Here is a 13,184-nt window from a genome sequence, read left to right as displayed (position 1 = left end):
TAGCGGTGGGGGAAATAAAACCCATTCGTTAGCGGAGTGAAAGTGGAATCGGGTGGGATTCGTTCAGAAAGATCCGATTACACGCCAAACACCGGGCGGTAAGCAGAGCATACGCCTCCTGTTTAAACCTGCTGGCCGAGCGCGCTCGCGCGCGTACGTGAACTTTATCACCCCCGAAAGACTAGAGGAAAGTAGATTTTAATGTCCAATGAAACGGAGTACGGCGCTGGACAGATACAGGTCCTCGAAGGACTCCAGGCTGTCCAAAAGCGCCCTGCGATGTATATCGGTTCTACAGATTCTCGGGGGTTGCATCATCTCGTCTATGAGGTGGTCGACAACTCCATCGACGAGGCACTTGCGGGCCACTGTGACTCGATTACGGTGACGATCCACGACGACGAGTCGGTCTCTATCCGCGACGACGGTCGTGGGATCCCGGTCGATACTCACGAGAAGCACGACCGGCCAGCGCTGGAGGTCATCATGACCGTCCTCCACGCCGGCGGGAAGTTCGACAACAAGTCCTACCAGGTCTCCGGTGGGCTTCACGGCGTCGGCGTAAGCGTCGTGAACGCCCTCTCGAAGTGGCTCGAAGTCGAGGTACGCCGTGACGGTGCCGTCTGGAAACAGCGGTTCGACCACGGCGAACCCGAGTACGATATCAAGCGCGTACGCGATCTGGAACCCTCGGAGGAGACCGGAACGGAGATCCGTTTCTGGCCCGACGACGAGATATTCGAGACCGGGGATTTCGAGTTCTCGACCCTCGCAAATCGGCTCCGGGAACTCGCCTTCCTCAACTCCGGCGTCGAAATCTCACTGCAGGACGACCGCGACGGGGGCGAGGAATCGTTCTGTTACGAAGGCGGCATCCGCGAGTTCGTCGAGTATCTCAACGAGACGAAGACGAACCTCCACGAGGACATCATCTACTTCGAGGCCGAAGAGGACGATATCCAGGTGGAGGTCGCGATGCAGGCGACCGACGAACTACAGGGATCGATCCACGCCTTCGCGAACAACATCAACACGCGAGAGGGTGGAACCCATCTGACCGGGTTCAAGACGGCGCTGACGCGGATCGTCAACGACTACGCGAAAGAGAACAACCTGCTCAAAGACCTCGACGAGAACCTCAAAGGCGACGACATTCGCGAAGGTCTGACCGCAGTCGTCTCGATCAAACATCCCGACCCGCAGTTCGAGGGGCAGACGAAGACGAAACTCGGTAACAGCGAGGTCCGTGGGATCGTGGAGGGAACGGTGCACGACGGTCTCGGCACGTATTTCGAGGAGAACCCGGACACCGCAGAAGCCGTCGTCTCGAAGGCCGTCGAAGCGGCCAAAGCGCGGAAAGCCGCCAAGAAGGCCGAAGAGCTGACACGCCGCAAGAGCGCGCTCGAATCGACCGCGCTGCCGGGCAAACTGGCCGACTGCCAGAGCCGCGACCCCGAGGACTCCGAACTGTTCATCGTGGAGGGCGACAGCGCCGGCGGTTGCTTTACCGGTGATACTGAAGTTGCACTGGCCTCAGGACGTTCAGTCTCATTCGAGCAACTCGTCGAGGAGTACGAGAACGGCCGACGCCACTACTGCTACACAGTCGAGGACGACGGGAAAATCGGCATCGGTCGGGTCGAACACCCCCGCGTCACGAAAGAAGATGCTGAGCTTGTCGAAGTCACGCTGGACAATGGCGAGTCAATTCGATGTACCCCGGACCACGAGTTCATGCTCAGAGACGGCAGCTACTGTGAGGCTGCTGACCTCGATGCGGGTCAGTCTCTGATGCCTCTGTACCGGAAGGCGTCCGATACGGATAAAGAGAACATCACCATTGACGGCTACGAGATGGTAAAACAGCCAGTCATGCGTGACTTCTGGGAGTTCACCCACTTGCTCGCTGATCGGTTCAATCTTGAAAACGGAACCTACAGCCCGGATGAAGGAGATCATAAACATCACGTCGACTTCGATAAGCGAAACAACCGCCCTGACAACATAGAACGGCTCTCGCATGACGAACACATGGAGCTTCACCGAGAACACGCGGCGGAGACGCTTCACACGGAGGAAGTGTGGGAGAAGCTCCGAGAATTACGACAATCCGAGGAGTTCCGGGCGATGATGAGCGAGCGGATGCAACGAGATGAAACGGTTGAGATCCTACGCGAACAGGCCAAAAAACAGTGGGAAGACGACGAGTACAAGGCCTATATGATGGACGCGTGGCAAGAGTACTACGATAATAACCCTGACTATAGAGAGCGGGTCCACCAACGTCTCACAGAGGAAGCACGAGAGTACTGGTCGGACGAGCAAAACCGAAAGGAACAGTCCGACCGTGTGAAAGAGTACTTCCAGAACAACCCAGAGGCAGTAAAAAAGCGACGAAAAGAAGCACTTGAGCAGTGGGACGACGAAGAACTTCTGGAGTGGCGAAGTCAGAAGACTGAGGAGCAGTGGACCGAGGAGTTCCGAGAACAACGGATGGAAGCGTACAACGAAACCTACTACGAGAACACCATCCCGTTCATGCAGGAGATTCTCGAATCAAAAGGATCTCTCGAAAACTATGACAAGTTACGACGAGAGGAGGACGATCCGAATGTCCTGACCAAAGCGACGACTATCGAGAAGTTCTTCGAGGACGAGTCGGCGATGATAGAGGCTGTCGAATCCCATAATCACACTGTCCAATCCGTCGAACAACTTGATGTGACCGAGGATGTCTACGATATTGAAGTACCCGGAACCCATAACTTCGCTCTCGAATCGGGGGTGTTCGTGCACAACAGTGCCAAACAGGGCCGTAATCCCGAGTTTCAGGCGATCCTTCCCCTCGGTGGGAAGATTCTGAACGTCGAGAAGCACCGCCTCGACCGGATCCTCGAAAACGACGAGATCCGGAACATGATCACCGCTATCGGTGCGGGGATCGGTGACGAGTTCGACATCGAGGACGTGCGCTACGAGAAGATCATCCTCATGGTCGACGCCGACGTGGACGGCGCGCACATCCGGACGCTACTGCTAACGCTGTTCTACCGGCATCTGAAGCCGCTGCTCGAAGCCGGCTACGTCTATGCCGCACAGCCACCCCTGTACCGCATCCGGTACAACGGCAACACCTACGACGCGATGACCGAGGCCGAACGCGAGGAGATCGTCGAGGAGAAGTGTAACGGCAACCCCACGCAGGTCCAGCGGTTCAAAGGACTGGGCGAGATGAACCCGAAACAGCTCTGGCAGACGACGATGAATCCCGAAAACCGCGTCCTCAAGCAGATCAATATCGAGGACGCTGCGGCCGCGGACAAGATGTTCTCGGTCCTGATGGGCGACGCCGTCGAGCCACGCAAGGAGTTCATCAAGGAACACGCGCCGGAGGCAGAGTGGGTAGACATCTAATGGAGGTTCTAGTATGAGTTCAGACGTTCCCGATCCAGCAGACGCAGACGCCGACGCCGCTCGCGTAGAGCGCGTTCGCGTCGAAGACGAAATGGAGCAGAGCTACATCGACTACGCGATGAGCGTCATCGCGGGCCGCGCGCTGCCGGACGTCCGAGACGGGCTTAAACCCGTCCACCGGCGGATCCTCTACGCCATGAACGAGATGGGAGTCAGCAGCGGCTCCTCGCACCGCAAGTCCTCCTCAGTTATCGGAGAGACGATGGGTGATTACCACCCCCACGGTGATCAGGCGATCTACGACACGCTGGTCCGGATGGCACAGGACTTCTCGATGCGACATCCGCTTATCGACGGTCAGGGTAACTTCGGCTCGATGGACGGTGACCCGGCCGCAGCCATGCGGTATACAGAGGCGCGGATGGACTCGCTTGCCGAGGAGTTACTCGAAGACATCGACAAAGACACTGTCGACTTCAAGCCCAACTACGACGACCGGCTAACCGAACCGGAGGTTCTGCCCTCCGCGTTCCCGAACCTGCTCGTCAACGGCTCTTCGGGGATCGCAGTCGGGATGAGTACGAACATCCCGCCGCACAACCTCGGGGAGGTCATCGACGCGACGGTCGAACTGATCGACAATCCCGACGTCGGAGTCGACGGGCTAATGGAACACATCAAGGCCCCGGACTTCCCGACCGGCGCGAACATCGTCGGCCGCGACGCGATCTATTCGGCGTACTCTACCGGCCGCGGGCGACTTCGCGTGCGTGCCGAGATGGAAGTCGAGGAGACCGACACGGGCCGCGACCGGATCGTTGTCACCGAGATCCCGTTCCAGGAGAACAAGGCGCGAATGGTCGAGCGGATCGCCGAGGACATCAACGAAGGAAAGATCGAGGGTGTCAGCGACCTGCGTGACGAGTCCGATCGGAACGGCGTCCGCGTCGTCATCGAGTGCAAGCGCGGCGCGAACGTCGACCTCGTCAAGAATCAGCTACTCGAAAGCCACCTCGAACGGACCTTCGGCGTTATCAACCTCGCGCTGGTCGACGGCCAGCCACGAGTCCTGACGCTCAAGGAAACGCTCGAACACTACGTCGACCACCGCAAGGAGGTCGTCAGACGCCGTAGCGAGTACGACCTGGCCGAGGCGGAGGACCGTGCACACATCCTCGAAGGCCGACTCCACGCGCTCGAACACGTCGAGGACGTCGTCGAAACGATCCAGAACTCCGAGGACCGCGACACGGCGAAAGCCCAACTACGCGAACAGTACGAGTTCTCCGAGGAGCAGGCAAACCACGTCGTCCGGATGCAACTCGGTAGCCTGACCTCGCTCGAAGCCGAGGAGATCAAGCGGGAACACGAGTCCGTCCAGGAGACCATCGAGCGACTGGAGACGATCCTCGAGGACGAAAGCGAACTGCTGGAGGTTATCAAGACCGAACTGCGAGAGATCAAAGACGAGTATGCGAACGACCGGCGGACGAGCATCGTCGAGGACGTCGGGACGGTCACCCACGAGGACCTCATCGCCGAGGAGGACGTCTTCGTCGTTATCACCGAAGACGACTACGTCAAGCGGATGCCCGCCGCCAACTTCGATCCCCAGGGTCGCGGCGGCAAGGGGATCATCGGCGCGGACGTCAAAGACGAGGACCGGGTGTCGAAGGTGTTCCGCGCGAGCACCCACGACTACCTACTCTGTTTCACCAACCACGGACAGGTCTATCAGCTAAAGGCCTACGAGATCCCCGAGATGGGCCGGACTGCCCGCGGGAAGTCCGCGATCAACCTCATCGACCTCGACGACGAGGAGGAGATCACCGCCGTCGTGGCGACGGACGACTTCGAGTCCGACGAGTGCGTGACACTCTGTACTCGGGACGGCTACGTGAAACGGACCGCGGCCACGGAGTTCGAGAACGTCCTCTCGACGGGGATCATCGCGGCGAACCTGGAAGACGGCGACGAACTCGTCGACGTCGCAGTGACGGATGGCTCCAAGGATATCGTCCTGGCGACCGAGGGCGGGATGACCATCCGCTTCGACGTCAACGACGTCCGGAAGATGGGTCGGAACACCCGCGGTGTCGGCGGTATCAAGCTACAGGAGGACGACGCCGTTGCCGGCCTCGTCGCCACCGACGAGGACGACGAGAACGCGCTGTTGACCGTCACCCGAAACGGCTACGGGAAGCGGACCCAGCTATCGGAGTATCGTACCCAGTCACGGTACGGCAAGGGGCTTATCGACATCAAGACCGGCGAGCGTAACGGGCCGGTGACGACTGTCAAGTCCGTCAGTCCGGACGACCATCTCGTCCTGATGAGCGAACGCGGCCAGATCATGCGGATCCCTGCCGCGGACATCTCCGAAGTCGGCCGGAACACGATGGGCGTGACGGTGATGGAAGTCGATGATGACGACGCCGTCGCGAGCGTGGACGTGCTCCCATCCAGCGACGGCGAGTAAACCAGTAGATCCGTTTGCCGAGCGCACTCGTCGCCAACTCGGTGGCGAGGTCTGCGGTCTCGTTCTGTTCGTCCAGTATCGGATTGACCTCGACTACTTCGATAGAGCGAAGCGTGGACCCGTCATCGTCCCGCGCCGCGACCTGCTCCATGGCGGCGTGTGCTTCCCGATACGTGACGCCCCCGCGGACTGGCGTTCCGACGCCCGGTGCAATCTGGGGATCTAGCCAGTCCATATCGAGGCTGACGTGGAACCCATCGACCCCGTCTGTCGCGATATCCAGCGCTTCCTGCACGACGTCCGTGAGTCCGCGGGTGTCGATATCGGACATGGTGAACACGGTGATATCGCTCTCACGGAGGTGCTCGCGTTCGTTCTCGTCGAGGGTTCTGACGCCGACGAGTGCGACGTTTTCCTCGCTGAGTCCCTCCGTTCTGGCCCACTCCATCGATTCGAACTCGCCGTGGCCCAGCAATGCGGCGAGGGGCATACCGTGAACGTTCCCTGATGGTGTGGTGCTGGGCGTGTTGAAATCGCCGTGTGCGTCGAACCAGACTGCGCCAAGCGCCGAGTCACGCGCGGCACCGTTGACCGTGCCGATTGCGACGGAGTGATCGCCGCCCAGAAGAAGCGGTATCTCGCCGTCGTCGACAGCGTCGCCTACTTCGGCGCTGACGCGCTCACAGACCTCCCGCGTCTCGTCGAGATGGCGCGCGTTCGGGTCGGTGGTTCGCTCGTCCTCGGCGGCCGTTCGGGCCACGAAGAGGTCGCCAACGTCGGTCGTCTGTCGATTGGAGGCGTCGAGTTGGTCAACTGCCCGGCGTATCTGATCGCCGACGGCCCCATGTCGACACCACGCCTGTTGGTTCCGTAGTCCGTCGGTGCGCCGATAATCCGAACGGTGCGTTTCATACACGGTTTTACACAAACCGGCGATTTAGTAGTACTGTCGTGAAAAGACCCGTCTAGCGATGGTTGCCCTGACGGTAGATATACAAGTTAGCCACGTCTAATTACTGCAACGATGATGCTCAGCGACGTCATGGAGGATTATCTGAAGGTGATCTACCACCTCCAGCAAGAGCGAGACGGCCGGATCAAGACCTCGGAGATTGCTGAGTATCTCGACGTTACGTCCCCGACTGTCACCAGTATGATCGACAAACTGAGCGAACGGGGTCTCGTCGAGCGCGAGAAGTACAAGGGTGTCGAACTGAGCGAGGAGGGCGAGCGGGTGGCACTGGAAGTCGTCCGCCACCACCGCTTGCTCGAAGCGTATCTGACCGACGAACTGGATTACGACTGGAGCGAGGTCCACGAGGAAGCCGACCGCCTCGAACACCACATCAGCGAGAAGTTCGAAGAGCGCGTCGTCGAGGCACTCGGGGACCCGGAGGTCGACCCACACGGCGACCCGATTCCCAACGCCGAACTCGAACCCCCGTCGAGCGCGACGGGCGTGGGCTAATCGAGTTCGAGGAGGGTGACAGCGTGGTCGTCGACCGGATCAGCGACCGTGACCCCTCGGTTCTGCAGTATCTGTCGGAACACGACATCGATCCCGGCGTGGAACTAACGATCGATGAGATCGCACCGTTCGGAATGGTGACCGTACAGGTGGGCGGAGGGACAGTCTCGCTCCCCGAACGGATCGCGGCGAACGTCGAAGTCGACCGGACATCGACTGCACGATTGACGAACTAGCCGCAACCGGGACGCTATTCGGAAAGTACAACGTCTGTTTGACGTGCATCCTAGATGGATTATTTTTTTGAATTGACGCTACTATATTCAGAAATGATAACGGTGCTATTCGCCGCATTTAAGAGGATCTGTTCCGAATAATTGGCTATGTCATCGATTGAACTGACTCCCAGCCAGAAGACCATCCTTACTGCCCTGGTCAACCTTCACGGGGAGACCGAAGACGCAGTCAAAGGAGAAGATATCGCGGACGAGGTCGACCGCAACCCGGGGACGATCCGTAACCAGATGCAGAGTCTGAAAGCACTCCAACTCGTCGAGGGTGTACCCGGACCGAAAGGCGGCTACAAGCCGACGGCTACCGCGTTCGAGGCGCTCGACATCCAGCGAATGGACGAACCGGCCTCCGTACCCCTCGCACACGAGGGCGAACCGGTCGAAGAAGCAAACATTAGCGAGATCAACCTCAGCAGCGTCCATCACCCCGAACTCTGTCGCGCCGAGATCCACCTCCAGGGCTCGTCGCGGGACATCCACGAGGGTGACGACGTCACCGTCGGTCCGACGCCGCTCTCGAAACTGCTCATCGAAGGAACAGTTGACGGGAAAGACGACACCAACAATATCCTCATCCTCCAGCTGAACGAGATGGTCGCTCCGGCCGAAGAGCCCGAGCACAGCGCTTTCTTCTCTCTTTGCGTTTCGAGTTTCCGGACAGCCTATGGTACATTGTCACTACCCAAACTGTGATGCAAAGGGTTTGTATCCAAGGGTTGCTGAGTAGCATCCATGACGGACACGGTCGTTGTACTCGGTGCCGGCTATGCGGGCGCTGGCGCAGTACAACAACTCGAAAAAGAGCTGAGTGGCACTGCCGATATTGTCTGGATCTCGGACACCGATTATCATCTCGTTCTACACGAATCCCATCGCTGTATCCGCAACCCAGCAGTTCAGGAGAGCATCAAGATCCCTGTCGACGAGATCAAATCTCCAGGAACGGAGTTTATTCAGGAAGAAGTCACGGGCCTCGACGTCGACGACCGAGAGATCGAACTCTCCGACGGGGAGACGGTCGATTACGACTACGCGCTCGTTGCACTGGGAAGCCAGACTGCGTACTACGGCATTCCCGGCCTCGAAGAGCACTCCCTGACGCTCAAGAGTCTCGACGACGCGCTGGAGATCCACGAGCAGGTTACGGCCGCCGCCAAGGATGCGACCCGAAACGATCCCGCCCACGTCGTCGTCGGCGGTGCCGGACTCTCGGGCATCCAGATCGCCGGTGAGGTCGCGGAGTTCCGCGACATCCACAACGCGCCGATCGAGATCACGCTCGTCGAAGCCCTCGAAGATATCTTCCCGTCGGGATCGGACGCCATCCAGCAGGCACTCCGGGAGGAACTCGAAGAGGCCGGAGTCGAAATTATGACGGACGACCCGATCACGGAAGCCAACGAGGCGACGATCCATTTCGACGAGGGCGAACCGATCGACTACGATGTCTTCGTCTGGACCGGCGGTATCACCGGGCGCGACGCACTCGACAATGCGGAGGTCGAGAAAGAGCACAATCGTGTCAACGCCGAGTCGACGTTCGAGACGAGCGACGACCGCGTCTTTGCGATCGGTGACAGCGCGATCATCGAACAGGGCAACCAGCCCGCGCCGCCGACGGCTCAGGCGGCCTGGCAGGCAGCGGAAGTCGCCGGTGAGAACCTCGCCCGAGCGGTCAATAATCGGCCTCTAAAGACCTGGACACACCACGACAAAGGAACGGTCATCTCGGTCGGCGAGGACGCCGTTGCAAGCGACGTCATGTACATGCCCATCGAGACATTTGGCTCGGTGCCCGCACAGACGCTCAAGAAGTTCATCGCCGCCCGCTGGATCGCGGATCTGACCTCCTGGTCCCGCGCCAGAGAGGCCTGGAGCGACCTATAGCGACAGTCCGGCGTGCCAGCGGTCGACATCCTGCTCAGCCTTGATCCGGTCCATCCTCGCCAGCAGTTTAACCGCCAGCGACGCCGTTTCCGCGGCTCTGCCTCCCCCTCAGTCCTGAACTCACCGGTCTCCCGGTTGGCGTAGACGGTACAGACCGCACCTGCTCTCAGCCCGTAGACGTTCGCCAGCGTCAGGATCGCACTGGCCTCCATCTCGATGTTGGCGACGTTGGCCTCGCGTAGATCGTCGATCAGTTGAGTGCTTCCGGCGGCCTCGAAGCCGTCGAAGCCGGGTCGTCCCTGCCCGGCGTAGAAACTGTCGGCGCTCATCGTCACGCCGGTATGATACGTGTGTCCGAGCCGTTCAGCGGCGGCGATCAGCGCAGAAACGACCTCGTGGTCCGCGGCCGCGGGGTAGTCCTCCCGGACGTACTCGTCGCTGGTCCCTTCCTGTCTGACTGCGCCCGTCGTGATGATCAGGTCGCCGACCGACATCTCCGGCTGGAGCGCGCCACAGGAGCCGACCCGGATGAACGTCTCGACGCCGGTCCTGGCCAGTTCCTCGACCGCGATGGCCGTCGATGGGGAGCCGATTCCCGTCGAGGTGACGCTGATCGACGCTCCCTCGTACTGTCCCGTCGAGGTGACGTACTCGCGGTGGCGGCCGACCTCCTCGCTGTCGTCCCAGAAGCCGGTGATCGTCGGGACGCGCTCGGGGTTGCCCGGCAGCAAGACCGCGTCGGCGACGTCGTCCGGCCCGACTTCGAGGTGGTACTGCTGTTCGTCGTTCGGATCCTCGCTGTCGCCGGGGACGCCGACATCCCCGGTCGCGCTGTCGTCTGTCTCGTCGCTCATAAACCGACGTTTCTTGCCAGCCAGTAAATAGCCCGGTGTCGAACGCTACTCCAGCATTCCGCGGTGGATCGTGTTCGGGATCAGTTCCCCGAGGGTATACTCCGAGACGGTATCGCCCTCGTCGCACAGGATTTCGAGGTCCTCCGGGCAGAACTCGGCGAGGCTTTGCCGGCACATCCCACACGGAGTCACGCCGTCTTCCTCGCTCGAACTGACGGCTATCCGGTCGAACTCCCGGTAGCCCTCCCGGACCGCTTCGGACAGCGCGAGTTCCTCGGCGTGAACGCTGTTCGAGTAGTTCGCGTTCTCGATGTTACAGCCAGTAAAGAGCGTGCCGTCGCTCGTTTCGAGCGCTGCGCCAACCGCATACTCGGAGTAGGGTGCGTACGACGCCTCACGCGCTTCGCGGGCGAGTTCGATCAGGTCGTCCATGGCGCGGAGTAGACGGAGTAGTCACAAGTAGCCTGCGGCAGAGAGTAAGGGACGTCCAGTTCGGCGGTCTACTCGCTCGCTGCGATGCACTCCTCGACGACGCCCCGCGTCGTCTCGACCAGAGCATCGATATCGTCGCTCTCGGCATAAAACCGGATGTACTCCTCCGTGCCGCTGGGACGGACGAGCACCCACGACGCGTCCGGCAACTCTATGCGGACACCGTACTCGGTCGAGACGTCGCCCTCGGGGAACTGTTCGGGGAGTTCCCGTTCGATTCGCTCCATCGCCTGTGATTTGACCCCGTCGGGACAGGGAACGCTGACCTTCCGGTAGGGACGTTCGGTGATCGGTTCGATAAGCGTCGCCACGTCGCCGGCCTCCGCGACGAGGCCGGAGAGCACGGCGGCACTGGCGACGCCGTCGATCCAGCCGCCAAGTGCCGTGTGGACGTGTTTCCAGGGCTCTGCAGCAAAGACGACCTCGGTCTCGTCGGTTCCGGCGTCGCGCTCGCGGGCGATGCCCTCGTGCAGTGCACCGAGTCGAACCCGTTCGGTCCGACCGCCCTGATCGCGGGCCGCCTCGTCGATTCGGGCGGAGGCGTTCGGCGTCGTGACGACGACAGGATCCTCGTTCATGCTCGCTTTGACGTAGTGACGCGCCAGGACGGCGAGTATAGTATCCTCGTGGACGACATCACCGTCCGGCCCGACGATCACGATTCGGTCGCCGTCGCCGTCGTGGCCGATACCGAGGTCGAAGTCGCCGTCGCGGACGAATCTACGCAGATCGCCGAGCGTCTCGGGGTCGGCTTGCTCTCGCGGCCGGGGAAGGTCCCGTCTACGTTCGCGTTCAGGGTGACGACGTGGGCACCGAGCGCGCGGAGCACTTGCGGCGTCGCGACGCTCGCCACGCCGTTCCCACAATCGACGACGACTGAGACGCCAGAGAGCGGTTCCTCGGCCCCTCCCAGCGTCTCGGCGGCGTACTCGGTGATCCGGTCGCGGTAGGTCGCCAGTTCGTCGGCGGTTCGCGTCGTCCCGAACTCGGTCCACTCGGTCGGTTCACTGGTGTCGGTGACGAGTCGCTCGATCCGTCCCTCCGCGGCGCTGTCGAACTCCTCGCCGTCGGTAAAGAGTTTGATACCGTTGTCTGTCGGCGGGTTGTGGCTTGCGGTGATCATGACGCCGTAGCGCCCCTGCGAACAGTAGGCAAGTCCCGGCGTCGGCAGTTCGCCCACCCGGAGCACATCGACGCCACCGCTGGTCAGGCCAGCCTCGACGGCGGCAGCGAGGGATTGGCTGGTCTCGCGGCCGTCCCAACCGAGGGTCACTACCGGCGGTGTTCCGGTCTCGCTCTCTCGAATATACCTGCCGACCGCCTGCCCGACCGAAAGTGCGAGTTTCGGCGTGACCCGGTCGCGAGCTGGTCCTCGTATCCCTGCCGTCCCGAACAGATCCATGTGTACACGTCCGGACCGGGTCTACCTAAACACCGGCGGAACGACACGAGGACGGATCGAACGGCGAGGTTTAAAACCGACTGGCCGGTATGGCGTAGTATGACCGTGGTTGCCGTTCCCGCGACGCTGCCTCGCCCTGAACTCGTGCTGAAAGATCTCCCCGATACGTCGCCGTTGTCGGCCGACGAGGCCGCCGACCTCTACGCGGCGATGTTCAAAGACGTCGTGCGCGCTATCGACGCGAGTGGGGGCGAAGCACTCGTCAACTACCGCGCGGCGGCGGACCTGCCGGATCGGTACGACGCCGGCCCCGAGGCCGAACTTCGCGCGCTCGCCGCCGAGGCAGTCGAGGATATCGGCGAGATCCGCTTCGAGGTGCAGGTCGGGTCGAACCGGGCCGCACGCGTCGGGAACACCATCACTCACCTCCTCGACGAGGAGGGCGTCCGCTCCGCGGCGATCGCCGATCCGGCCGCGCCGCTGCTCGGTCGGGCACATATCGACAGCGCGGCGATGAAACTCCGAACCAACGAACTCGTGCTCGGTCCGGCGTCGAGCGGTCGAGTCTACTTCGCCGGCTTCACCGAACCGGTCGATTTCGAGGACGTCTACCGCACGCCAGCCCTCGAAACGTTCTCGACGCGCGGTAGCGATGCCGGTCACGATATCGAGTTCATCGAGTCGCTCCCGCTGCTCGAAGACGGCGACGACCTCCTGACGCTCTGGTCGCGGATCCGTTCGCGCGTCACGGCCCAGCGCGTCGTCCCGAAGTACACGACGGAACATCTCGACGAACTTGGACTCTACGTCACTGAGAAGGATGGAGACGCAGTACTGACTCGCGAGTGAGTATCGGTGGAATCCGTTAGGTCTTAACCGCCCGCCCGTATACTGG

General features: G+C 61.2%; 5 protein-coding genes and 5 pseudogenes. 6 read left to right on the top strand and 4 right to left on the bottom strand.

The genetic code is table 11. From position 1 onward, the window contains the following. Positions 1 to 201 precede the first annotated feature (201 nt). Both gyrB and gyrA read left to right on the top strand, forming a co-directional pair. Positions 202 to 3,414, top strand: a complete 3,213-nt coding sequence (gyrB, locus tag ACFQH2_RS10100) for a DNA topoisomerase (ATP-hydrolyzing) subunit B (RefSeq protein WP_377053255.1) — start codon at positions 202 to 204, stop codon at positions 3,412 to 3,414. Between the two features lie 13 nt (positions 3,415 to 3,427). Continuing rightward, complete coding sequence (gene gyrA, locus ACFQH2_RS10095; RefSeq protein WP_377053253.1) at positions 3,428 to 5,893, top strand: DNA gyrase subunit A; 2,466 nt, start codon at positions 3,428 to 3,430, stop codon at positions 5,891 to 5,893. A 7-nt stretch (positions 5,894 to 5,900) separates the two neighbouring features. Here gyrA and rocF read toward each other — a convergent pair. Next, positions 5,901 to 6,805, bottom strand: a pseudogene (gene rocF / locus ACFQH2_RS10090) (arginase); the annotation flags it as partial. Between the two features lie 112 nt (positions 6,806 to 6,917). Between rocF and ACFQH2_RS10085 the strand changes: the two are divergent. The 3 genes and pseudogenes from ACFQH2_RS10085 (at position 6,918) to ACFQH2_RS10075 (ending at position 9,541) form a co-directional block, all read left to right on the top strand. Continuing rightward, positions 6,918 to 7,597 (top strand): annotated as a pseudogene (locus ACFQH2_RS10085) (metal-dependent transcriptional regulator). A gap of 147 nt (positions 7,598 to 7,744) precedes the next feature. Further along, a pseudogene (locus ACFQH2_RS10080) lies at positions 7,745 to 8,275 on the top strand (TrmB family transcriptional regulator); the annotation flags it as partial. Positions 8,276 to 8,386: 111 nt separating this feature from the next. Further along, positions 8,387 to 9,541: an NAD(P)/FAD-dependent oxidoreductase gene (locus ACFQH2_RS10075; protein WP_377053245.1), complete on the top strand. Its 1,155-nt coding sequence runs from the start codon at positions 8,387 to 8,389 to the stop codon at positions 9,539 to 9,541. Here the strand turns inward: ACFQH2_RS10075 and ACFQH2_RS10070 are convergent. From ACFQH2_RS10070 to ACFQH2_RS10060, 3 genes and pseudogenes are all read right to left on the bottom strand, one after another. After that, positions 9,536 to 10,395 (bottom strand): annotated as a pseudogene (locus ACFQH2_RS10070) (nucleoside phosphorylase). The gene ACFQH2_RS10075 and the pseudogene ACFQH2_RS10070 overlap by 6 nt on opposite strands. Before the next feature lie 45 nt (positions 10,396 to 10,440). Continuing rightward, positions 10,441 to 10,827: a cytidine deaminase gene (gene cdd / locus ACFQH2_RS10065; RefSeq protein WP_377053241.1), complete on the bottom strand. Its 387-nt coding sequence runs from the start codon at positions 10,825 to 10,827 to the stop codon at positions 10,441 to 10,443. Positions 10,828 to 10,895: 68 nt separating this feature from the next. Next, positions 10,896 to 12,289: pseudogene (locus ACFQH2_RS10060) on the bottom strand (phosphomannomutase). 99 nt (positions 12,290 to 12,388) lie between these two features. On the opposite strand from ACFQH2_RS10060, the gene ACFQH2_RS10055 reads away from it, so the two are divergent. Continuing rightward, positions 12,389 to 13,138: a hypothetical protein gene (locus tag ACFQH2_RS10055; RefSeq protein ID WP_377053237.1), complete on the top strand. Its 750-nt coding sequence runs from the start codon at positions 12,389 to 12,391 to the stop codon at positions 13,136 to 13,138. The last annotated feature ends 46 nt before the right edge of the window (positions 13,139 to 13,184 follow it).

Source organism: Natronoarchaeum sp. GCM10025703, assembly GCF_042661985.1.
Lineage (GTDB): Archaea > Halobacteriota > Halobacteria > Halobacteriales > Natronoarchaeaceae > Natranaeroarchaeum.
Note: the sequence above shows the minus strand (reverse complement) of the source record. Positions and strands in the feature narration are given on the sequence as shown.

Excerpts from the sequence above, each read along its gene's own strand:
- ACFQH2_RS10075 (WP_377053245.1), top strand. The coding sequence starts at position 8,387 with ATGACGGACACGGTCGTTGTACTCGGTGCCGGCTATGCGGGCGCTGGC.
- ACFQH2_RS10055 (WP_377053237.1), top strand. The coding sequence starts at position 12,389 with ATGACCGTGGTTGCCGTTCCCGCGACGCTGCCTCGCCCTGAACTCGTG.
- gyrA (WP_377053253.1), top strand. The coding sequence starts at position 3,428 with ATGAGTTCAGACGTTCCCGATCCAGCAGACGCAGACGCCGACGCCGCT.
- gyrB (WP_377053255.1), top strand. The coding sequence starts at position 202 with ATGTCCAATGAAACGGAGTACGGCGCTGGACAGATACAGGTCCTCGAA.
- cdd (WP_377053241.1), bottom strand. The coding sequence starts at position 10,827 with ATGGACGACCTGATCGAACTCGCCCGCGAAGCGCGTGAGGCGTCGTAC.